We start from the raw sequence: 21436 nt of genomic DNA on the forward strand, positions 1-21436 counted from the left end.
TCCGGCCGGCCATCGGCCTGCTGGAATGGACCTCATGCGAACGCTGGCGGATCTGCTCGACGAGGCCCAGCGCGGCCGGCTCCCCGAAGCGGACGGCGGCCTGACGGTCCTGCCGCAGCCGTCGCCCCGCGACCTGGGAGTGATCGCCTTCACCGCCCACACGGTCGTGTTCGCCGACCTCGACCCGGTCTGGATCCGCGATCGGCTCCCGCCCGGCGACCTGTCCGCCCCGCTCTGCCCGCCGTTCCTGTCGGCGCTCGGGCGCTGGGCCGGGCGCCAGGTCGGAAACATCGACCTGCTCCTGCTGGCCGAGCCGCTGGCCGGCCCGCCGCCTGCTCCTCTGGAGGAGCTCACCGCCGGCGATCATCCACGGGTGGCGCGGGCCCGCCGCTACCGCGACGACGTACGCGTGTGGACGTCCCAGGACGGCGGCCTGCTCGTCGTCGGGCGCGGCGTGGCCGGGCGGTGGGAGGCCGCGGTCGAGGTCGAGCCCGACCATCGCGGCCGCGGGCTGGGCCGGGCCCTGGCCGCCTCTGCCAGGCACCTGGCGCCGGGGCCCGTCTGGGCACAGGTCGCCCCAGGGAACGCGGCCAGCGTCCGCGCCTTCCTCGCGGCGGGATACCGGCCCATCGGCGCCGAAGCGCTCCTCCCCGCGCCGACCGGCTGACCCGGCCGCGCGGAGGCGGGCGGGCGGAGGCGGGCGGGCGGAGGCGGGCGGGCGACACTGAGTCGCAGGGCCGCCCTCTCGCGGACGTACTTTCTAGCCGGGTGGTTGTCTGTCCGGGGCGGTCCCGTTCGTCGGTGCAACGTCAGGAGCTCCAGGAAGGAACAGCCATGCACCGACCCTCACGGTGTCGGTCCGCGCAGTGTTGAGCGGGAGGCTGCGGATCTCGCCGCGCTGATCGACCACGCGGGTGGCACGGCGTTCGTGTTCGGCCACTCCTCCGGCGCGATCCTGGCCCTTGAGGCGAGCCTGCGCGAGCAGGGGGCCGGGAGGGCCGTGAAGCTGGCGCTGTTCGAGCCGCCGCCCGTAGGGGACGCCGCGTCCGCCGATCTGGTCAAGCAGCTCGACGAGCTGGTGCGGGCCGGCGAGCGGGGGTGCGGCGGTCGAGGCGTTCCAGACCGCGATCGGCATCCCGCCCGAGATGGTGGCGGGCATGCGCACCTCGCCGTTCCGCGCCGCGCTCGAGGCGATCGCGCCCACCCTCGTGTACGACACCACGCTCGCGAGCTCGGCCGCCCTCACCCGGTACGCCGCCGTCACCGTGCCCACGCTGGTCGTCGACAGCATGTCCAGCCCGGAGGCGCTGCGCACGGCCGCCGCGGACATGGCGAGGACCGTACCGGATGCCCGGCATCGCAGCTTCCCGGCCGCGCGGACGACGTCGATCCGGGGACGCCGGCCCCGGTGCTGGCGGAGTTCTTCGTCGAAAAGGGTTGAGGCCGGCCAGGGCGACCGCAGCGGGCCGAACCGGGTTGAGGCGGCTGTACGGCCGCGACCGGTGACACCTGCGAGTTTGCCGGTCAACGGCCCCCTGTTGGGCGAAACCGGGCGTGGCGCTGCGCGAATACCACAAGATCGCTACGTAGAGTGATGGCCGATGTCACTTCGTGATAACAGGGGGAGATCATGAAAGGTAGCCTCATCGCCGCCGGCGGTGCGCTGCTCGCCGCGGCCGTGCTGTTCGGGACCGCCGGCACCGCTGCCGCCGACACCTGGACCGACTGGAACCACCAGTACCCGGACCACTGCGGCCTCGGGGTGAACGAAGACACGACCTACCACCACGTCACCCACCACGGCGTGTTCGCCGGGACCCGCGACGCCGACGGCTGCAAGGGCGGGGCCGTCTACGGCTGGGGCTGGAACAACGGGCACCAGGACCACGGGCACGACAGCTGGGGCGAGCACCACTGGAAGCACCGCAACTGGCCGACCAGCGGCAACGGCAACTGGGTAGGCCACGGCTTCGGCCCGGGGGTCGGCATCGGCGTCGGTCGCTGACCTCCCGCCCTCGCATCTGTCCCGGTGCCCGCCATGCGGGCGCCGGGACCGGCGCGTTCCCGGGGTGCCATTTTCCCGGGGGCGCCACGTTCCCCGACCGGCACGCTCCGGGGACGCCGCGTTCCCAGGGCGGCTCGTTCCCGGGGCGGCTCGTTCCCCAGGCGGCTCGTTCCCCAGGCGGCTCGTTTCCAGGGCGCCGCTTTCCCAGGACAACGTGCCAGAGGTGGCGTGGCACCCGGGATTCCTTCCCTCGCGGGTTGATCGCTGGATAGCCTGACCCGGTGCGACTCGGCGTGAACGTCCCGAACTTCGGTCCCGGCACCGGCCCCGCTCTCCTGCGGCGATGGGCGCAGACGGTCGAAGGGCTCGGGTTCGACCTGCTGATGGTGTCCGACCACGTGGTGATCACGCCTGACGTGGCCGAGCAGTATCCCGCGCCGTTCTACGAGCCGTTCACCACCCTCGCCTGGCTCGCCGGCGCCACCACCCGGATCGGGCTCGGCACGACGGTGCTGATCGTCCCCTACCGTCACCCCTTGCTCGTGGCCCGGATGGCGGCCAACCTCAACGACCTCAGCGGCGGCCGGCTGGTGCTGGGCGTGGGGATCGGGTGGGCGCGGCAGGAGTTCGAGGCGCTCGGGGTGGCCTACGAGCGGCGCGGCCGGCTGACCGACGACCATCTCGCCGCCATCCGGACGGCCTGGGCCGACGAGCGCGACTACCGTTCAGGCGGCGTGCCGATCTGGGTGGGCGGCGGCAGCGAGGCGGGCCTGCGCAGGGCGGTGCGGTACGGCGACGCGTGGCACCCGCTCAGGAACACCCTCCCCTGGCTGCGTGAGACGTTGACGCGGCTGAAGGAGGTCGCGCGCGAGCACGACCGGCCCCTGCCCGCGTTCGCACCGAGGATTCTGCTGCGCGTCACCGCCGCGCCGGTCACTGGTGCGGACCGGCGCGCAGGTGAGGGGACGATCGACCAGGTGATGGACGATCTGGAGCAGCTTCGCCAACTCGGCGCCGAGACCGTCGTCCTCGACCCGTTCGACCGGGATCCGGCGGAGACGCTGCGTCCGGAGGCGGCCTGGGAGATGCTCGCCACCGTGGCCGCCCACCGCCCACCGCCCTCGCGATAGCGAGCACCCGGCCAGCCGTAACAAGCGACCGGTCGGCGATCGGGCCGTAACGGGTAAGGGGCGCTGATATCCTTATGCCGTAAAGAGTTCACCGGCATGGGGAGTTCCTCGGTGGTCGTCTTCGCGGGTCAGGGTGACGCGCGCCGTTCGATGGCGCTGCTGTGGCGCAGCGGCGCGCCCGGCGAGGTGCGTCCGGGGCCCAAGCCCGGCCTGAGCGTGGATGAGATCGTGGACGCCGCCATCGCCCTGGCCGACAGTGAGGGCATGGCGGCGCTGTCCATGCGCAAGGTCGGCGAACGGCTCGGCCGCACCGGGATGGCGCTCTACACGTACGTCCCGAACAAGGGCGAACTGGTCGACCTGATGTACGACAAGGCCATGGCCGAGCTGCCTTCCGATTACGACCTGAGCGACGGCTGGCGCCCGGCCGTCGCCTCGTGGGCCGAGCAGGCGCTGGCCTGCTACGTACGGCATCCGTGGGTGCTCCAGGTGTCGCAGGCGCGGCCGGTGCTGGGGCCCAACGAGTTCGCGGCGCTGGAGAGCGTGGTCGGCATCCTGCGCGAGACCGGGCTGCGGCCCAGCAGGCTGCGCGGCGTGGTGGCGCTGCTGTTCGATTTCGTACGCGGGGCGGCGAAGACGGTGGCGGAGTCGCGGCTGGCCCCCTCGGCGACCGGGGTGTCGGACGAGGAGTGGTGGCAGGCGCGCTCGTCCCTGCTGGAGGAGGTGGCGCCGGGGTTCGCCGCCCGCTTCCCCATGGTGACCTGGGTGGAGTCGGAGGACGACGAGCCCCGCGCGGACGAGCCGTACCTGGAGCATCGGGTGGGCGAGACGTTCGCGGTCGGCCTCCGCGTGCTGCTCGACGGCATCGAGGCGGCGGCGAAGACCGCCTGACTCCGCCTACGGATGATCCGGCTCCGCCAGGTCCCGCTTGGCGAAGGGCTCAGGCGTGCGCGCCCACGGTGACCGGTCCGATGGTCAGGCGCGGCCGGCCCTCCATCACCTCGCCCACGCGTTCGACCTGCTCGTCGAGCTCACGGAGCTGGGCGGCGGTGAGGTCGCGGAGCGGCTCGACGGTGACGTCGATCTTGCTGCCGGACCGCCGCTGATGCCACACCCCGCTCACGATGCCGTCCACGAGCAGCACCGGGAAGTTCCCCGCCTGGCCGCCGGCCAGCGCCCGCGCCGCCGCCGGCCCCGGGTAGAGCAGCTCACGCGGCCGGCCCGCCACCACATAAGCGTCGAAGTACGGCAGCAGCCGCACTCCCCGCGGCGGCTCCTCGGGCACCGCCGTGTCACCCGCCACCACCCAGGCCCGCTTCCCCTCGAAGAGGACCTCCTCCAGGGCGGCCGACCCGAACGCGGCGGCGGCCCACTTCACCGGCCCGCCGGCCCACTGCGCGAACTGGTCGGGCGTGGCGGGCCCGTACGCGGTCAGATAGCTCGTGACCAGCGCCCCGAGCCCATCGGTCACGGGCGGCGCCTCGGGGGCGGCGGTGTAGGTGACCTTGCGGCCGCGCACCGGCCCGAAGACGAACGCGCCCCGGTGCGCGGCCACCGACATCGCCTGCCGCCAGCGCGGCCACCAGCCCTGGAAGGCGGGCATGACGAGCTCCCCGGCCCACGGCCCGGTGGCGGCGACGACCGCCTCGCTCAGCTCGTCGATCGTCATCTCGGCCGTCGCCAGCACCTCGCGGATGGCGGCCACCACCTGGTCGGTCTGCTCGGGCGTCATCCGCCTGGACGGGGGCGTCGTGTTGTACGCCGCCGGCACCGACGACATCGCGCTCACCCACATCGGCAGGTCGCGCGCGGGCAGGAGGTGCACGGTGCCGCGCGGGCCGTGCGTCTTGACCAGGCTGCGCCCGCCCCACAGCGCCTCGCGCACGTGCGCGCGCGTGACGCCGTCCAGCCGCAGGCCGATGGAGGCCTCCGCGGCCGACATCACCTGGGCGTGCGCCCCGCACATGGCCGCCACGACGCCCTCGGGCCCCTCGGCCGCGCGTCCGGCGCCGAGCCCGGCCCGCTCCAGCCGCCGGGCACTCACCTGCGGCCATGACAGTTCGATCAACGTGTCCTCCTCCGTGGTGTCGCCCCACGATAAAGGGCTATGCGGAAAGGTTGCTTCCGCATGTGATCGCTCTGGAATAACGGATGAAAGCGGATGTAAAGCGATCTTTCATCGGACCCCACTACTCTCACCCGTCATGACCCGCCTCAGTCCCGTCCTCGGGCCGCTCACCCCCCGCCAGCGCTGGCGACGAGCCCGGCTCCAGGCCTACTCCTGGTCCCTCACCGGCGCGTACCGGCTGGGCGCCCTGCATCCCGCCATCTGGCGGCTGGTCGCCCGCGGCTACCACCCCGCGCTCGACCGGGTGGCCGCCAGGCACGCCAGGGTGGCCTGCCAGTTCGCCGCCGTGGACGTCCCCGCCTACCGCGACTTCCTGCGTACGCGCGGCGCCGGGCACGCCAGGAGGCTGGCCGACTTCCCGGAGACGACCAAGCAGAACTACGCCGGGGTGTACGACGAGGAGAGCCGCTGCCAGGAGGGCAGGCTGCACCGGCCGGGCGTGATCGTGGACGAGTCGTCGGGGTCCAGCGGCAAGCCCTACAACTGGGTACGCGGGCCGCGCGAGCTCAAGGGCATCTACCGCAACGCCGCCGGGTACATCGACCTGGTCTTCCCCGGCAGGAAGCTGTTCGTGATCAACGCGTACTCGATGGGCGCGTGGGCCACGGGCACCACCACGGGCACGGCCATGACCAGGATCGCGATGGTCAAGAACACCGGGCCCGACCTGGAGAAGATCGCCGACACGCTGGAGCACTTCGGCCCCGGCTACGACTACGTGGTGGCCGCGTACCCGCCGTTCCTCAAGCATCTGCGCGACCGCCTCGACGAGGCGGGCTTCCCCTGGGCCGACTACCGCGTGCGCGGCATGGTCGGCGGCGAGGGCATGACGGAGGCGCTGCGCGACTACCTGGAGGAGCGGTTCGAGGAGGTCCGCTCCGGCTACGGCGCGAGCGACCTGACGATCGGGATGGGCGCGGAGAGCGGGTTCAGCGTGCGGCTGCGCAAGCGCCTGGCCGCCGACCAAGGGCTGCGCGACCGGCTGCTCGGGCCGGGCGAGCAGCGGCTGCCGATGATCTTCCACTACAACCCGCTGGAGACGTTCCTGGAGGTGAACGCGGACGGCGAGCTGCTGTGCACCATCAACACCAAGACGTGCCTGCAGCCCAAACTCCGCTACAACGTCGGCGACGAGGCCAGGCTGCACACGCTCGCCGAGGTCAGGCGGGCGCTCGGCGACGAGGCGTACGAAAGCGCGTGGACCGACGAGCGGCTGAACCTGCCGCTGCTGTTCCTGTTCGGCCGCAAGGACTCGACGATCTCCTACATGGGCGCCAACCTCTACCCGCAGGACGTCGAGTACGGCCTCTACCAGGGCAACCCGTACGCCGCCTCGATCAACAGGTTCTGCCTGTCGCTGGAGGAGCTGCCCGGCCTGGAGTACCGCCCGGTGATCAACATCGAGCTGCGCGGCGACGCCGACCGCGAGCTGCTGGCCGAGATCTGCCGCAAGGGCGTCGTCGCCCACCTGAGCGCGGTCTCGCGCGACTTCGCCGAGTCGCTCAAAGAGGACCCGACCGCCGCCGACCTGCGGGTCCAGGTGTACGACCTGGGCGAAGGGCCCTTCGCCGGGCTCACGAAGATGAAGAACGTCTACCTGGTGAAGGACGCATGAGGACCACGGATTTCAGCCAGGCCCCGCCGCAGGGGCAGGCGACGGCGATGTTCGTCGGGGCGACCCGTTACCGGGGGCCGCTGTCGATTCTCACGCTCACGCTGACGTGGTTCCGGATGGTCCGCGACATGAAGCGGATGCGCGGTTATCGCTGGCACAAGGTGTACTGGGAGTTCCCGTTCACGCTCGGGACCCTGGCCTTCTTCGAGGATCGCGACGCGCTGCTGCGGTTCGCGCGCAGCCGGCACCACCGCAAGCTCATGCAGTGGGTGACGGACGGCACGAAGAACGCCACGGCGGGATACATCCGCCTCTACAACGCCGAACCTGAGGGCTACAGCAACGGCGGCTGGCGCGCGGAGGGCGGGCCGATGGCGCACATCGAGACGTTCACGCCCCTGTCCGGCGAGGACGGCGAGGACGGCGCCGGGCCGCGAGTGAGGCGCGGGTGATCGCCGGCTCAGAAAACAGGGCTGAGGGTCGAGCCGGCACCGCGTCCGGGCTGGAGCCGGTCGAGACGCGCCGTGACCTGCGCGACTTCCTCGCGCTGACCGGCCGCGTCTACGCGGGCGAGCCGCGGTTCATCCCGCCGCTGCACTCCCAGGTACGCGCCTGGCACCGCCAGGGCGTCCGCCTCTTCCTGCTCAGGCGGAACGGCCAGGTGGTGGCCAGGACGACGCTGCACACCGACGCCGCGCTCGACGCCAAGCTGGGCCGGGCCACGCAGCTCTTCGGGCTGACCGAGTTCGTGGCGGAGGCGGCGGAGGAGCTGTTCGACGGCATCTGCGCCGCCGGGGCCGCGGGCGGCAGGCAGGCGGTGTTCGGGCCGGTCTCGCTGCTGCCGAACCAGGCGGGCGGCGTCATCACCAGTGGCTTCGGCGAGCGCGGTTTCATCGACAGCGCCTGGAACCATCCCTACTACCCGGCGGCCTACGAGGCGTACGGGTTCGGCCGCCGCTTCGAGTCCGACACCTGGATCTGCCCGGTGCCGGAGGAGCCCGTGTTCGCCTTCGACGACGCGCGCATCGAGGCCGAGCGGCTGCGGGTGCACCGGGGCGACCGTCGGCGGGTCAAGGAGCAGCTGCCCATCCTGCGCGAGATGCTCAACGCCAGCTTCGCGCAGCTCGGCTACTACACCGTGATCTCGGCCGGGCAGCTCGCGGCGCAGACGGACGGGCTGGCGTACCTGCTGGACGAGGCGCTGCTGCTGTACCTGACGAAGGCGGACCGGCCGGTCGCGTTCGTACTCTGCCTGCCCGACATTTCGCGATTTATCGCGAAAATTGGTGGCGATCTGCACCTGCTGCGCCAGCTCCAGCTCCTGGCCACCAGGTCCCGCTACCGCCGCGAGGCGGTGCTCATCATCAAGGGCACGGTGCCGGGCGAGCAGGGGCACGGCTACATGCGGCTGCTCTCCCGCGAGCTGCACGAAGGGCTGCGCGGCGGCGGGTACCACACGCTGCGCAGCACGTACGTCGAGCGCACCAACCCCGGCTCCGCCGCCCAGTACGTCGCGATGGGCGGGCGCCCGCTGCACGGCTACACCTTCTACGGCAAGGATCTCGCGTGAGAGAGCTGCGGGCCCTTGAGCCCGACTTCTGGCGTGCGCCCAGCGCGCACAACACCCAGCCGTGGACGCTCACCTACGCCGACGACGAGGTCGCCGTGGGCTGGGACCCGTCCAGGGCGCTGCCCGTCAGCGATCCCACGGGCCGGGATCTGCGGCTCAGCCTGGGGGCCTTCGTCGAGTGCTGCCTGATCGTGTGCGCGGACGCGGGGCTCCACGTCGGATTCCACCATGATCCCGGACCGCTGCGCGCGGGCTTCCTGCGTGCCGCGGCGCAGCCGTACGAGACGCCCTTCAGCACCGCGGACGTGCGGGCGCGCGGCGCGAACCGCGGCGAGTACCACCCGGGGCGGCTGCCCGCCGAGGTGGCGGAGCGGCTGACCGGGACGCGCAGGCTCGCCTGCCGGGACCTGGAGGATCTGCTGCACGCGGCGGACCTGCGCCAGTTCGGCGACGGGCCGGTGACGCGGGAGCTGCGCCACTGGCTGCGGCTGACCCGGCGTCACCGCCGTTACCTGCTCGACGGGCTCAGCGACCGGGCCCTGGCGCTGAGCAGGGTGGAGGCGGTCGCGCTGCGGGCCTCGCTCGCGCTCTACCCGGCACTGCGCCGCCTGGGCCTGCCCAGGGTGCTGGCCGGGGCCTCGCGGGGGCTGCTGGACTACGACGGGGACGTGCTGGTGCTGGTGGGGCCGGCCGAGGAGGAGCTGGAGACGGGCCGGCTGCTGATGCGGCACTGGCTCACCCTGTCGGGCCTCGGCTACACCACGCATCCGCTCAGCCAGCTCATCGACGACGAACAGACCAGGGCGGCGCTGGCCGGGCTGCTGGGCGTGGCCGACCCGAGCACGCTCCTGCACGTGGCCAGGGTGGGCCGCCCGAAGGCGCCCGCCACGCCGTCGGCCCGGCTGCGCGCCTGACACCCCGTTCGCCTGTCTGCCTCGACGTACGGCGTCAGGACCGGGACGATGTGCTTCATGATCTATGTCGATCCGGTGGGCCGCGGCCCGGAAGCGCGCGGTGAGAGGAGCCGGGGCCGTGGATGAGCTGATCGCGTTCGTCCGCGCCCGGCTCGACGAGGACGAGCAGGCCGCCCGCGACGCCACCCCCGGCCCCTGGTCCTACGATCCGGGCAACGAGTGGTACGACGGCGACGACTTCGTGACCATGACCAACGGCCAGGAGTTCGTCGGCTACGGGGGCACGTCGGCGTTCCGCGGCGCCATCTGCATCACCGGCGAGGCCGGGCACACGCAGTCGGCCAGGGACGCCGACTACATCGCTCGCCATGACCCGGCGCGCACGCTGCGTGACGTGCGGGCCCGCCGGCGGACGCTCGACCGCTGCCTGGAGGGGCTGCGGTCCGGCGACCCGGGCCTGGCCGGGTTCGCGGGGGCGACGGCCTGGGAGCTGGCGCAGCGCTGGGAGGACCACGACGACTTCGATGAGGGCTGGCGCCCCTGACCCCGGAGCCCGACCCTCGATATAATGGGACTTAAAGACATAAATCCTCTTACGCCAGCTCCGCCGTCCAGGCGGGAGGTGATGTGGAATCCGGTGACACGACCGCCACTCCGCGTACGAGGGAAGGAACGTCATGCCTGGCAACAAAGCGGTTGTCTACGAAGGCCCAGGCAAGGTCGAGGTGCACGAGACCGGCTACCCCGAGTTCGAGCTCAAGGACGGTCCTGGGGTCAATCCGGCGAACGTGGGGCGCAAGCTGCCGCACGCCGCGATACTCAAGACCGTCGCCACCAACATCTGCGGCAGCGACCAGCACATGGTTCGCGGCCGCACCACGGCTCCCCCGGGGCTCGTCCTGGGGCACGAGATCACCGGCGAGGTCGTCGAGACCGGCCGCGACGTGGAGTTCGTCAAGACCGGCGACCTGGTGTCCGTGCCGTTCAACATCTCCTGCGGGCGGTGCCGCAACTGCAAGGAGCGCAACACCCACATCTGTGAGAACGTCAATCCCGACCGTCCCGGCTCGGCGTACGGCTACGTCGACATGGGCGGCTGGACCGGCGGGCAGGCCGACTACGCGCTTGTCCCATACGCGGACTGGAACCTGCTCACGTTCCCCGACAAGGACCAGGCCATGGAGAAGATCCTGGACCTGGCCATGCTCACGGACATCTTCCCGACCGGCTTCCACGGCTGCGTGAGCGCGGGCGTCGGGCCCGGATCGACCGTCTACATCGCCGGCGCGGGCCCGGTGGGGCTGGCCGCGGCCGCCTCCGCGTTCCTGCTCGGGGCCGCCGTGGTCATCGTCGGCGACCTGAACAAGGAACGGCTCGCCCAGGCCCGCAGCTTCGGCTGCGAGACCGTGGACGTGTCCAGGGGCGAGCCGAGGGACCAGATCGAGGAGCTGCTCGGCGTGCCGGAGGTCGACTGCGCGGTGGACGCCGTGGGCTTCGAGGCCCGCGGGCACGGCCGCGAGTCGGGTGAGGAGCACCCGGCCACCGTGCTCAACACGCTCATGGACGTCACCCGGGCGGGTGGCGCGCTGGGCATCCCCGGCCTGTACGTGACCGGAGACCCGGGGGCGCACGACGACGCGGCCAAGCACGGCTCGCTGTCGATCAGGATCGGGCTCGGCTGGGCCAAGGCGCACAGCTTCGTCACCGGACAGTGCCCGGTGATGAGGTACAACCGCCAGCTCATGACGGCGATCCTGCACGACAGGGTGCAGATCGCGAAGGCCGTCAACGCCACGCCGATCCCGCTCGACGAGGCGCCGCGGGGCTACCACGAGTTCGACGAAGGGGCGGCCCGCAAGTACGTGCTCGACCCGCACGGCCTCATCCCGAAGGCGGCCTGACCTCGATCCAGGAGAGCACGTTCGTGTTCGCGATGGTGATCGAACACGAACGTGTTCCCGCCGCCTCGGGCTCGCGCCCGGCGAGAGGCGGGTGGGGCCGAGGCGACAGGTGGGACGAGTGAAGATCCCACGCCGCCAACGTCGGCGAGACGAGCACGCCGGCCAATCGGGACGGTCTGCGCATCGCCGCGGGCCACGTCAAGAGCGCCAGGAAGGTGTACGTCATCGGCATTCGTCCGCTGATGCCCACGCCGGCGCGAAATGACGACAATTTGTGCGCCACGCAAATGCGCGAAAATTATCGTCAGCTTTCACTGCAAACCGCCGTTGATTAGAGAGCGATTTCGCGCTGTGACGATAAGCGCGACTCACGGGAAATCGATCAATTCAACGGGGGCAGGCATGCCGGAAATCAGCAGTACGGTCAAAAGGTGGGAGACGTTCGATGAGACGGGGCTCGGGCTCAACGTGATAAGGGTCGAGAATCCCACGGTCGGCTACAACGGCGCCGGCACATGGGTGTTCCTGGAAGGGATCAAGGTGACCCTGGACGGCGAGGAGTACGACGCGCATATCACGATCACGAAGAAGGCGCCGATGGACAAGAAGGGGCTGTCCTGGGAATACTGCCACTTCACCGTGACCAAGGCCCAGAAGAATCACGTCTTCTACCAAGTGGACGACTCCGGCGAATACACCACCGTCCAGATGCTGATCAACAGCGACGGCGGCCAGGCAGCCGCCAAATCGCACTTCAAGAACGACTGGATCAACGACGCCACCCTCCAGAAAAAGGTCAACCTGGAGCTGAGCCGGATCTTCAAGTACTTGGCCATCGGCTGAGCAGCGCGGCCCCGTGCTCTTCACGGCACGGGGCCCAGCCAGTGGGCCCGTTTTGGGTAGAGTCTCCCCTTGTGGATGTCTATCTGCTGATCCTCGGGGATCACCTGCCAGATCCACGCACCGGGCAGACCCACTCCGAGCCGGATCGCATCCGCGCGATGGTGGACCAGGCCGTCGTGGCCGAAGAAGCCGGATTCACCGGCGTGGCCATCGGCGAGCACCACTTCACCCGCTACATCATCTCCGCACCCGAGCTTCTGCTCGCCACGATCGCGGCCCAGACGACCACGCTGCGCCTGTCCACCGGCGTCACCCTGCTGGCCCACCACGACCCCGTGCGCGTCGCCGAAGAGCTCGCCACCCTCGACGTGCTGTCCGGCGGACGCGCCGAGCTCATCGTGGCCCGCGGCGTGTCCAAGGAGACCGACGTCGCCTTCGGCATCGCGCCCGCGGACCTGCGGCCGCGGTTGCACGAATACCTGCGCCTGCTGCTGAAACTGCTGCAGGAGGAGAACGTCACCTGGCACGGCACGTTCCGCAGCCCGCTGGAGAACGTGACCACCACGCCGCGCCCGATCCAGCGGCCGCACCCGACATTGTGGGTCGGCAGCGGATCGGCGGCGTCCGCGGACTTCGCCGCCGAGCTGGGCATGCCGCTCATGCTGCCCAGCACGCTGCGCGACCCGGGCAGCTACGTGGACGTCGTGGCCGGCTACCGGCGGGCCGGTCCAGGCCGGGTCGCGCTGCCCAGTCACGTGTTCGTCGCGGAGAACGACGCGCGCGAACGGTGGCGGCCCTACCTGGAGGCGTACGCCTCGTTCGCCAGCCCGTGGCGCGGCGACGGCAGGGCGGTCGACATCGGCAGGCTGATGGAGGGCGCGGCGATCTGCGGCGACCCCAGCGAGGTCGCCGATCGGCTCAACGCCCAGCAGAAGCTGCTGGGGCTCGACACGCACCTGGTGCTGATCGACATCGGCGGTCTGCCCCGGGAGGAGGTGCTCGCCGCGATCCGGCTGTTCGGCGAGAAGGTCATCCCCCAGCTCACGGGTTGACGGTGAGCGGCGATAGCGGCGAACGGACACGCGAGCCGCGCCCCACCGCAAGAACCTCGAAAACCCGCCTTATCCCCCTATAGGGTGCCGTCCGTGGATTCTCTGGAGAGCCTCGTCATCGTCAGGCGGTTACGCGTCCCCATCGGTACTCCCGCCGAGTCCGGGCCGGGCTGGGGCGAGGTGGCCGCCCGTCAGCTCGACGCCGCCCTCCTGAGCGTCGGCTTCACCTGTTCGCCGGCCCTGCTCGAACGTCTGGGCCGGCTGCCCGGCGCGACCGTCATAGATCTCGGGGTACGGGTCCTGGCCGCCGTCCGGGCCCTGGTCGGCGACCACGTCCAGCACAACGCGTACTTCATCGACTTTCCGAAGAACGTGCCGGACACGCTGGAGTTCTGGGCCGGCCTGCTGCTCGACTCCATGGTCGGCCCGGCCGGCGCCGACCGCGTCCAGCCGGCCACGCTCAACCTGCTGACCCTGCCGGGCTACGGCAGCTACCAGCACGGTTACGCCGATCTGCTCGCCGCGCACGCCGAGCTGGTCCCGCTGGCCACCGACCGGGTGACCGTGCTGGAGCTGGGCGGCAGCCTGGAGGAGGAGGCGCGCGAGCTGTACTTCTCGCTGGCGGGCTCCGAGGCGCCGTTGTCGGAGGAGGACCTGGCGGCGCTGCGCCTGCTGGCGTCGTTCTGCGCCGAGGAGCCCGAGCGCATCCCCGTCAGGGAGAACCGCGCCGTCGTCAACGAGGTGCGCCTGGCCGCCGGCCGGCCGCTGCTCGTGGACACGGTGACCGACGTGCTCCGGCTGGCCTGCGGCTGCTCCGGCGGCGACGTCACGCTGGCCGTGCCCACCAAGCTCCGCTCGTTCCGCCGCGCCGAGCGCCGCGCCCTCATGCGGGCCCTCGACGCGGTCGCCACCCCGGCCAAGCTCGGCGACGTGCCACGCTACCGGGAGCAGTGGAAGCGGCTCGGCGAGCGGCTGCATCCGCACGAGTACCCGCACTTCCCGCGCGCCGCCCAAGTCTTCGAGGTGGCCAGGGGCACCCGGCAGGCGGCCGGGATCGACAGCCGCGTCGAGGCCGCCCTGGCGGCCGGCCGCACCGAGGAGGCCGTCGAACTGCTCGCGCACGCGCCCGGCGCGCTGCTGCGCCGCCTGGACCACCTCCTGCGCATCGCTCCCTCCCCGGACGCCGTGCTGGCGGCCGCCGAGCAGGCGATGGCGGGCGCCTCCTGCCGGGTCCTGCTGTCCCTGCGCGAGCACCTGCAGAACCGGCTCGCCCCCGCCGCGGGCCGCGTCTTCACCAACCGGCACGGCCGGGCGTGGACGGACCCCGACGCGCGCTCGCCGCTCGATGAGGAGGTCGTGGCGCGGACCCTGGCGTTCCTGGACGAGGAGATCACCCGCCGTCTCCCCGACCTCGGGGAGCTGATCGTCGATCCCGGCGTGCTCGACGTCGCCCTGCCACTGTCCGGCAAGGCCGTCGCGCCCGGGCTCGGAACGCTGCCCCGCGGCTCCCTGTCGCCGGTGCGCGGCGAGCTGCTCCGCTTCTTCGTCCACTGGCGCGAGTCCGAGCGGCGCACCGACTACGACCTGTCCGCGCTCATGCTCGACGCCGCCTACGACAACCCGACGCACATCTCCTGGACGAACCACACCAACGGCTTCGCCGTCTACTCCGGCGACCTCACCGAGGCGTCGGACGGCGCGTCGGAGTTCGTCGACATCCGTCTCGCCCAGGCGACGCAGCCGATCATCATCCCCCAGGTCAACATCTACGCGGGGGAACGGTTCGACGAGGCCGCCGAGGCGTTCTTCGGGTACATGACCAGGGACTCCGCTCAGAAAGGCAGGCCGTTCGAGCCGCGTACCGTACGGATGAAGTCGGACCTGCGCGGATCGGGACGGATCGCCCTGCCGCTCGTCTTCCTGCGCGGCGACGACGGCGAGTGGCGGGTGAAGTGGCTGCACGTGTATCTGCAGGGATTCCCCGGCTTCAACCAGGTGGAGGGCAACCAGGTCACCGCGTCCCTGCTGGTGCGCTCGATCGTGGAGCGCGACTACCTGAACGTCGGCTACCTGACCGGCCTGCTGCGCGCGAAGGCGTCCCCGGCCGGGAACGTCACCTACATCGGGCTGGAGACGCCGGCCGACCTGCCGCCCGGCGCGCGGGTGTACACGCCCGCGACGCTGCATGAGCTGATCCCCGCCTGATACGGTTGGGCCCGGCGAGGCCATGGGAGAGCTTCCTTCTCAATTTTCCAATTGGCTCCAGCTTTCCCGCTTTCCTCGCCGTCTGGTCGTCGAGGCCATCCGAGGGCTTCCTTCTCACTTTCTTAACGCCAGCCGGGTCCGTACGGACCTCTGGCGTCCTGTCAGCTTTCGGGCCTTCCTCACGACTCACTCCATGGCACAGATGGAACGGCATGGAACGCCTCACGGGTAGCCATGAGAATCCTCCAGGTTCCGGCCCCGCACCTAGGAGGAGGACACCCATCGGGTTCGCCCGATCATCCTGAGGAGACTCCATGTCGATCACACACGTGCGCGCCGCCCTGGCGGCCGTCGTGGTGGCGGCCGGGCTGGCCGTCGCCGGTCCGGCGGCCGCGGCGCCGGGCACACATGCCATCGCCTGGGGCCGGGGCGCCTTCGGCCAGCTCGGCAACGGCAGCGACGACGACCAGCCGATCCCCGTCGAGGTGCGCAACCCGGAGGCGGGCTTCACCGAGCTCGCGGGCAGCCTCACCCACTCCCTCGCCATCGCCGCCGACGGCACGGTGTGGGCGTGGGGCCAGAACAACAACGGCCAGCTCGGCGACGGCACCCACACCGACACGAACGTGCCGGTCAAGACCGCGGGCCTGAGCGGCATCGTGGAGGTCGCGGCGGGCTGGGGCTTCAGCCTGGCCCGCACCGACAAGGGCAACGTCTACGCCTGGGGGGTCAACAACTTCGGGCAGCTCGGGCTCGGCTCGTTCGGCGGCTCGTACGCCACCCCGCAGCTCCTCGGCGAGATGCGGAACATCACGCACATCGAGGCCGGCTGGTTCCACAGCATGGCGCTGCGGAACTCCTTCACCGTGCTGGCCTGGGGGGCCAACTCGCGGGGTCAGCTCGGTGACGGGACGGGCGTCGACAAGGCAAGCCCCGTTGTGATTCCCGGCCTCGGCGGCAAGGAGAGCGGGCCCGTCTTCGACATCGCCGCGGGCTTCTACCACTCGCTGGCGGTGCGCGCCGACGGCACGCTGCTGTCCTGGGGGGCCAACAACTTCGGCCAGCTCGGCAACGGGACCACCTCGGTCACGGCGTCGCTCAGCCCGCAGCCGGTGATCGGCGGGTACGGGCAGGTGCGCGCGATCGCCGCCGGATGCGGGCACAGCTACCTGGCCGACGGATCGGGCCGGGTGTGGGCGTGGGGCGACAACTCCCAGGCTCAGGTGGCCTTCACCGGCTCCGTCGTCACGCAGCCGCAGGTCGTTCCCGGCCTGTCCGGCATCAGGGACGTGGCGGCGGGCTGCGCCTTCGGGCTGGCGCTCACCTCGGGCGGGGAGGCCTACGGCTGGGGACAGTACAACTCCGGCCAGACGGGCACCGGGCATCCCGTGCCGATGCCGCCGTTCCCCGTCGTGTGGGGGCCTGGGATCACGCGCATCGCCGCCGGCGGTGACCACGGCCTGGCCGCCCGCCAGGTGAACTGACGGCACGTACCGGCCGCACCGCCAGGACGGCACCGACCGGCCGCACCGCCAGATGAGCTGACGGCGCCCACCGGCCGCACTGCCAGGACGCCGCCCACCGGCCGCACCTTCACGCTGATGGTGAAGGTGCGGCCGGATCGGCGGTTACCGCCCGGCGGGCGGGGTGGCGCGGTATCGGGCCGTCTGCTGCTCGGTGTCGGTGTGCGAGCGCTGGAAGCCGGCCTTCTCCAGCACCCTGATCGAGGACGGGTTCGACAGCTCGACGCCGGCGGACACGGTGCCGACTCCCGGCGCGCCATAGGCGAACTCCGTCAGGGCGCGGGTGGCCTCGGTGGCGTAGCCGCGGCCCTGCCTGGAGGGCACAACGCCGTAGCCGATCTCCAGGTCGCCGTCGCTCGGCGGCCAGAACAGGCCGATCGACCCGACCACCAGGCCGCCGTCGCGCTCGATGAGCTGGCGGTGGCCGTACTCGCCGAGCCAGGCGGGCTGCTCGGCGAACAGTCCGGCGATGACGTGGTCACCCTCGGCGGGGAAGTCGCCGGCCCAGTGGGGCAGGCGGGTACCGTCCAGGACGGCGGCGACCTCGGCGGGGGTCCACGACCGCAGGATGAGGCGGTCGGTGATCAGATCGGTGCCGGTCACGGAGAAGAAATGGGACACGTAAGACTCCTGGTCGTTGAACGACCCGAGCCGGGCGCTAGAGGTGCGCCGGTCGGGCAAGGGCATGCTGAAGACGGCCGCTGGCAGCCATATTCATCAACCTCCCTCGCCACACTGTGATCGGGCGTGTCCCGCACACTGGCGAGAACCGTAGCAAACCTTCCCCGTACCGACCAACCCGCCGGCGGCCGGATCCTGGCGCGGGCCGAGCTGGACGGGGGTCGCGGGTCAGGGCCATGTGGCGCCACGCGCCTGGGCGCGTGGCGCCACGTCCCCACAAGGACACTCTTGCACACCGCCCGTCGCCACCCGATCACCACCCGGCAGAACCGGGGCCGTGCGCGGCAGCCGCCACGGACGGGACGGCAGGGAAGGCGTCGGTGGCGGGGCCTGAGCTGGAGTTTCGCCTTTTTGCGCGGCCCGTGCCGCCCCTAGGATGACCTGCGTGAAATACCTACTGATGATCTACACCAACCCCGCCTCCCAGGACGCGATCGCGAGCAGCCACGACGAGGTGATGGCCGAGGTCGACGCGCTGATGCGGGAGCTGGGCGAGAGCGGCGAGCTGGTCGGCGGCCAGGCGCTGGACGGCCCCGAGAGCGCCAGGACCGTGAAGGTGCGCGGCGGCGTCCCCGCCGTCACCGACGGGCCGTTCCTGGAGGCCAAGGAATACCTGGCCGGCTACCTGATCGTCGACTGCCCCAACGTCGAGAGGGCCACCGAGATCGCCGCTCGCTGGCCGGACGCCCGGCTCTGCGCGATGGAGGTGCGGCCGATCATCAACGAGATCTCCGCGTGAGCGAGGTCGAGGACCTGCTGCGGGAGCTGGCGCCGCAGGTGCTGGGCGCGCTCGTACGGCGTTACGAGCAGTTCGGCACGTGCGAGGACGCCGTCCAGGAGGCGTTGCTCGACGCGGCGGTGCAGTGGCCCGAGCAGGGCCTGCCGGAGAGCCCGCGGGCCTGGCTGATCACCGTCGCCTCCCGCCGGGTCATCGACCTCATCCGCAGCGAGCACGCCCGCCGCCGCAGGGAGGAGAGCGTCGCGATCAGCGTGCCGGCCGACGAGCTCACCGCCCCCGCACCCGGCGAGGAGCGGGCCTCCGGCCAGGACGACACGCTGACGTTGCTGTTCCTGTGCTGCCATCCGTCGCTGTCGCAGCCCTCGCAGCTCGCGCTCACCCTGCGCGCCGTGGGCGGGCTGACGACGGCGCAGATCGCCAGCGCGTTCCTGGTGCCCGAGGCCACGATGGCGCAGCGCATCAGCCGGGCCAAGCAGCGCATCAAGGCCACCGGCGTGCCGTTCCGGCTGCCGCCCGAGGGCGAGCGGGCCGACCGGCTGCGCGTGGTGCTGCACGTGCTCTACCTGATCTTCAACGAGGGCTACACCGCCACTTCCGGCCCCGAGCTGCACCGGGCCGAGCTGACCGGCGAGGCGATCAGGCTCACCCGGGCGGTGCGCCGGTTGCTGCCCCGCGACGGCGAGGTCGCCGGGCTGCTGGCGCTCATGCTGCTCACCGAGGCGCGGCGGCCGGCGCGCACCGGGCCGGACGGCCGGCTGATCCCGCTCGCCGAGCAGGACCGCGGCCGGTGGGACCGGCGGCTCATCGAGGAGGGTGTCGAGCTGGTCAGCGACGCCCTGACCAGCACGGCGATCGGCCCGTACCAGCTGCAGGCCGCCATCGCGGCCGTGCACGACGAGGCGCCCACGGCCGGCGAGACCGACTGGCCGCAGATCCTGGCGCTGTACGGGGTGCTGGCCGGGGTCGAGGACAACCCGGTGGTCACGCTCAACCACGCGGTCGCGGTCGCCATGGTGCACGGCCCGCGTGCCGGGCTGGACCTGCTCGACCGCCTGGCCGCCGACGAGCGCATGTCGGGCCATCACCGGCTGGCCTCCGTCCGCGCGCACCTGCTGGAGATGGCGGGTGACACGGCGGCGGCGGTGACCGGGTACCGGGACGCGGCCCGCCTGACCACGAGCATTCCCGAGCAGCGGTACCTCGAGGACCGAGCAGCGCGACTGTCTTGACAATCTTTTTTTTCGGTGCCATCGTTCAAGCATGCACGAAGTGGCGGTGATCGAAGACCCCGCGGCAGCCGAGGCGTCGCTCGACCCCATGCGCTCGAAGCTGCTGGCCGCGCTGGTGGAGCCGGGCTCCGCCACGTCGCTGGCCGCCAAGGTAGGCCTGGCCAGGCAGAAGGTCAACTACCACCTGCGCACGCTGGAGCGGCACGGCCTGGTCGAGCTGGTCGAGGAGCGCAGGAAGGGCAACGTGACCGAGCGGGTGATGCAGGCCGCCGCGGCGTCCTTCGTGATCTCCCCGACCGCGCTGGCCGCCGTGCAGCCCGACCCCGCCCGCTCGCCTGACCGGCTGTCGGCGCGGTGGCTGCTGGCGCTGGCCGCGCAGCTCGTACGCGATGTCGGCACCCTGCTCACCGGGGCGGCCAAGGCGCAGAAGCGGGTGGCCACGTTCGCCATCGACGGTGAGGTGCGCTTCGCGTCGTCGGCCGACCGGGCGGCGTTCGCCGAGGAGCTGGCGAACTGCGTGGCGTCGCTGGTCAGCAAATATCATGACGAAACGGCGGAGGGCGGACGCGACCATCGGCTGATCGTGGCCGTGCACCCCTCGGTGAAGCCCGCCGCGAAAGAGGAGGGCTGACGTGGGGCACGAGTTCGAGCTTCCCTTGGAGGCCATGGTCGAGGCCACGCCCGAGGACGTGTGGGCGGCCATCTCGACGGGGCCGGGCATCGACTCGTGGTTCCTGGGACGCAACGAGGTGGCGGACGGCGTCGTCCGCACCGCCTTCGGCGGGTTCGACATGCCCGACTCCACGGTGACCGTCGCCGACCCGCTCAAGCACCTGGCCCACGGCAGCGACAAGACCGACGACGGGCGGTTCGTCGCCTATGAGTTCCTCATCGAGGGCCGCGACCGGGGCAGCACGCAGCTGCGCATGGTCACCAGCGGCTTCCTGCCCGGCGACGACTGGCAGGACGAGTTCGAGGCCATGTCCAGGGGGCTGGAGATGTACTTCGCGACCCTCGTCGAATACCTCACGCACTTCGCCGGCCGGATCGCGACACCGATCACCGAGTTCGGGCCGCCCGTCCACGACTGGCCGCGCGCCTGGGAGACCCTGTACGCCGAGCTGGGCGGCCCGCCCGAGCCGGGCGACCGGGTCCGCTTCGGCCCCGGCTCGATCGAAGGGGTCGTCTACTTCCGCAACTCCCAGACGGTCGGCATCCGCACCGGCGACGCCCTCTACCGCTTCCTCCAGGGGCTGCAGGGCAGCATGATCGCCGCACACCTGCCGTACGCGGGCGACGAGAGCGGGCCGCGCTGGCGGGCGTGGCTGGCAGACCTGTACGAACAGCGCCCGTGAGCGGACCTGTACGGACAGCGCCCGTGAGGCGCGGCGCGAACGGGGCATGACCTCGGTGTGAACGTGGTCGCGCTGTCCGACACCCACGCGCCCAGACGCTGGCGCTCGTGCCCGCCCAGGGTCGCCGGGCACCTGCGCGACGCGGACGTCATCCTGCACGCGGGAGACGTCTGCGTCGCCTCGGTGCTCGGCGAGCTGGCCGCGTACGCGCCGGTGCACGTGGTGAAGGGCAACAACGACGGCCCCGACGTGGTGGCGCCGGAGACCCTGGAGCTGACCCTGGACGGGCTGCGGATCGGCATGATCCACGACAGCGGCCCGGCCAAGGGGCGGCTGGAGCGCATGCGCCGCCGGTTCCCGGACGCGGACCTGGTGGTCTTCGGCCACTCGCACATCCCGCTCGACGAACAGGACGAGCCCGGCGGCCTGCGCATCTTCAACCCGGGCTCCCCCACCGACCGCCGCCGTCAGCCGCACGGCACGCTGGGCCTGCTCACCATCCAGGACGGCGCCCTGACCAGGGCCGAGATCGTCCCGGTCACCTGA

General features: G+C 71.6%; 22 protein-coding genes. 19 read left to right on the top strand and 3 right to left on the bottom strand.

Annotated features, from left to right (window positions below):
• Positions 1-34 precede the first annotated feature (34 nt).
• Positions 35-667: a GNAT family N-acetyltransferase gene (locus ABEA43_RS20460; RefSeq protein WP_345563927.1), complete on the top strand. Its 633-nt coding sequence runs from the start codon at positions 35-37 to the stop codon at positions 665-667.
• Between the two features lie 93 nt (positions 668-760).
• Here the strand turns inward: ABEA43_RS20460 and ABEA43_RS20465 are convergent, their stop codons facing one another.
• Positions 761-1330, bottom strand: coding sequence for a hypothetical protein (locus ABEA43_RS20465; protein ID WP_345563929.1), 570 nt, complete (start codon positions 1328-1330; stop codon positions 761-763).
• A 300-nt stretch (positions 1331-1630) separates the two neighbouring features.
• Here ABEA43_RS20465 and ABEA43_RS20470 point away from each other — a divergent pair, with 300 nt between their 5' ends.
• The 3 genes from ABEA43_RS20470 (at position 1631) to ABEA43_RS20480 (ending at position 4026) form a co-directional block, all read left to right on the top strand.
• Entirely contained in the window at positions 1631-2005 is a 375-nt protein-coding gene (locus ABEA43_RS20470; protein ID WP_345563930.1) for a hypothetical protein, read from the top strand.
• Between the two features lie 281 nt (positions 2006-2286).
• Entirely contained in the window at positions 2287-3135 is an 849-nt protein-coding gene (locus ABEA43_RS20475; protein WP_345563932.1) for an LLM class flavin-dependent oxidoreductase, read from the top strand.
• A 111-nt stretch (positions 3136-3246) separates the two neighbouring features.
• Entirely contained in the window at positions 3247-4026 is a 780-nt protein-coding gene (locus ABEA43_RS20480; RefSeq protein ID WP_345564341.1) for a TetR/AcrR family transcriptional regulator, read from the top strand.
• Between the two features lie 49 nt (positions 4027-4075).
• On the opposite strand, the gene ABEA43_RS20485 is transcribed toward ABEA43_RS20480, so the two are convergent.
• A complete protein-coding gene (locus ABEA43_RS20485) occupies positions 4076-5203 on the bottom strand; it encodes a winged helix DNA-binding domain-containing protein (protein WP_345563934.1) in 1128 nt (375 codons plus the stop codon).
• A 136-nt stretch (positions 5204-5339) separates the two neighbouring features.
• On the opposite strand from ABEA43_RS20485, the gene ABEA43_RS20490 reads away from it, so the two are divergent.
• The 10 genes from ABEA43_RS20490 (at position 5340) to ABEA43_RS20535 (ending at position 16847) form a co-directional block, all read left to right on the top strand.
• Complete coding sequence (locus ABEA43_RS20490; RefSeq protein WP_345563936.1) at positions 5340-6878, top strand: phenylacetate--CoA ligase family protein; 1539 nt, start codon at positions 5340-5342, stop codon at positions 6876-6878.
• Positions 6875-7330, top strand: a complete 456-nt coding sequence (locus ABEA43_RS20495) for a DUF4188 domain-containing protein (RefSeq protein WP_345563938.1) — start codon at positions 6875-6877, stop codon at positions 7328-7330. Before ABEA43_RS20490 ends, ABEA43_RS20495 begins: the two co-directional genes overlap by 4 nt.
• Positions 7327-8448: a hypothetical protein gene (locus ABEA43_RS20500; RefSeq protein ID WP_345563940.1), complete on the top strand. Its 1122-nt coding sequence runs from the start codon at positions 7327-7329 to the stop codon at positions 8446-8448. Before ABEA43_RS20495 ends, ABEA43_RS20500 begins: the two co-directional genes overlap by 4 nt.
• A complete protein-coding gene (locus tag ABEA43_RS20505) occupies positions 8445-9362 on the top strand; it encodes a nitroreductase family protein (protein ID WP_345563941.1) in 918 nt (305 codons plus the stop codon). Before ABEA43_RS20500 ends, ABEA43_RS20505 begins: the two co-directional genes overlap by 4 nt.
• Before the next feature lie 118 nt (positions 9363-9480).
• The gene (locus ABEA43_RS20510) at positions 9481-9906 is read left to right on the top strand and encodes a DUF6221 family protein (RefSeq protein WP_345563942.1); all 426 of its coding nucleotides are present in this window, start codon (positions 9481-9483) and stop codon (positions 9904-9906) included.
• A 133-nt stretch (positions 9907-10039) separates the two neighbouring features.
• A complete protein-coding gene (gene fdhA, locus ABEA43_RS20515; protein ID WP_345563944.1) occupies positions 10040-11263 on the top strand; it encodes a formaldehyde dehydrogenase, glutathione-independent in 1224 nt (407 codons plus the stop codon).
• A gap of 402 nt (positions 11264-11665) precedes the next feature.
• Positions 11666-12106: a hypothetical protein gene (locus ABEA43_RS20520; RefSeq protein ID WP_345563945.1), complete on the top strand. Its 441-nt coding sequence runs from the start codon at positions 11666-11668 to the stop codon at positions 12104-12106.
• Positions 12107-12177: 71 nt separating this feature from the next.
• The gene (locus tag ABEA43_RS20525) at positions 12178-13158 is read left to right on the top strand and encodes an LLM class flavin-dependent oxidoreductase (protein ID WP_345563946.1); all 981 of its coding nucleotides are present in this window, start codon (positions 12178-12180) and stop codon (positions 13156-13158) included.
• A 93-nt stretch (positions 13159-13251) separates the two neighbouring features.
• Positions 13252-15363 (top strand): TerD family protein, encoded by a 2112-nt coding sequence (locus ABEA43_RS20530; protein ID WP_345563947.1) that lies wholly within the window; start codon positions 13252-13254, stop codon positions 15361-15363.
• Between the two features lie 314 nt (positions 15364-15677).
• The gene (locus ABEA43_RS20535) at positions 15678-16847 is read left to right on the top strand and encodes an RCC1 domain-containing protein (protein ID WP_345563948.1); all 1170 of its coding nucleotides are present in this window, start codon (positions 15678-15680) and stop codon (positions 16845-16847) included.
• 144 nt (positions 16848-16991) lie between these two features.
• Here the strand turns inward: ABEA43_RS20535 and ABEA43_RS20540 are convergent, their stop codons facing one another.
• Entirely contained in the window at positions 16992-17507 is a 516-nt protein-coding gene (locus ABEA43_RS20540) for a GNAT family N-acetyltransferase (RefSeq protein ID WP_345563950.1), read from the bottom strand.
• Positions 17508-17952: 445 nt separating this feature from the next.
• Between ABEA43_RS20540 and ABEA43_RS20545 the strand changes: the two genes are divergently transcribed.
• From ABEA43_RS20545 to ABEA43_RS20565, 5 genes are read left to right on the top strand one after another with little or no spacing between them, the layout of a single operon-like run.
• Positions 17953-18306: a YciI family protein gene (locus ABEA43_RS20545; RefSeq protein WP_345563952.1), complete on the top strand. Its 354-nt coding sequence runs from the start codon at positions 17953-17955 to the stop codon at positions 18304-18306.
• On the top strand, positions 18303-19535 hold the full coding sequence (locus ABEA43_RS20550) for an RNA polymerase sigma factor (protein ID WP_345563954.1): 1233 nt from the start codon (positions 18303-18305) through the stop codon (positions 19533-19535). The genes ABEA43_RS20545 and ABEA43_RS20550 overlap by 4 nt, the downstream gene beginning before the upstream one ends.
• A 31-nt stretch (positions 19536-19566) precedes the next feature.
• On the top strand, positions 19567-20166 hold the full coding sequence (locus tag ABEA43_RS20555; RefSeq protein ID WP_345563956.1) for an ArsR/SmtB family transcription factor: 600 nt from the start codon (positions 19567-19569) through the stop codon (positions 20164-20166).
• Position 20167: 1 nt separating this feature from the next.
• Positions 20168-20890 (top strand): SRPBCC family protein, encoded by a 723-nt coding sequence (locus ABEA43_RS20560; RefSeq protein ID WP_345563958.1) that lies wholly within the window; start codon positions 20168-20170, stop codon positions 20888-20890.
• A gap of 57 nt (positions 20891-20947) precedes the next feature.
• Positions 20948-21436, top strand: coding sequence for a metallophosphoesterase family protein (locus tag ABEA43_RS20565; RefSeq protein ID WP_345563960.1), 489 nt, complete (start codon positions 20948-20950; stop codon positions 21434-21436).

The sequence above is a fragment of the Nonomuraea rosea genome, from assembly GCF_039539705.1.
Classification (GTDB): Bacteria; Actinomycetota; Actinomycetes; order Streptosporangiales; family Streptosporangiaceae; genus Nonomuraea; species Nonomuraea rosea.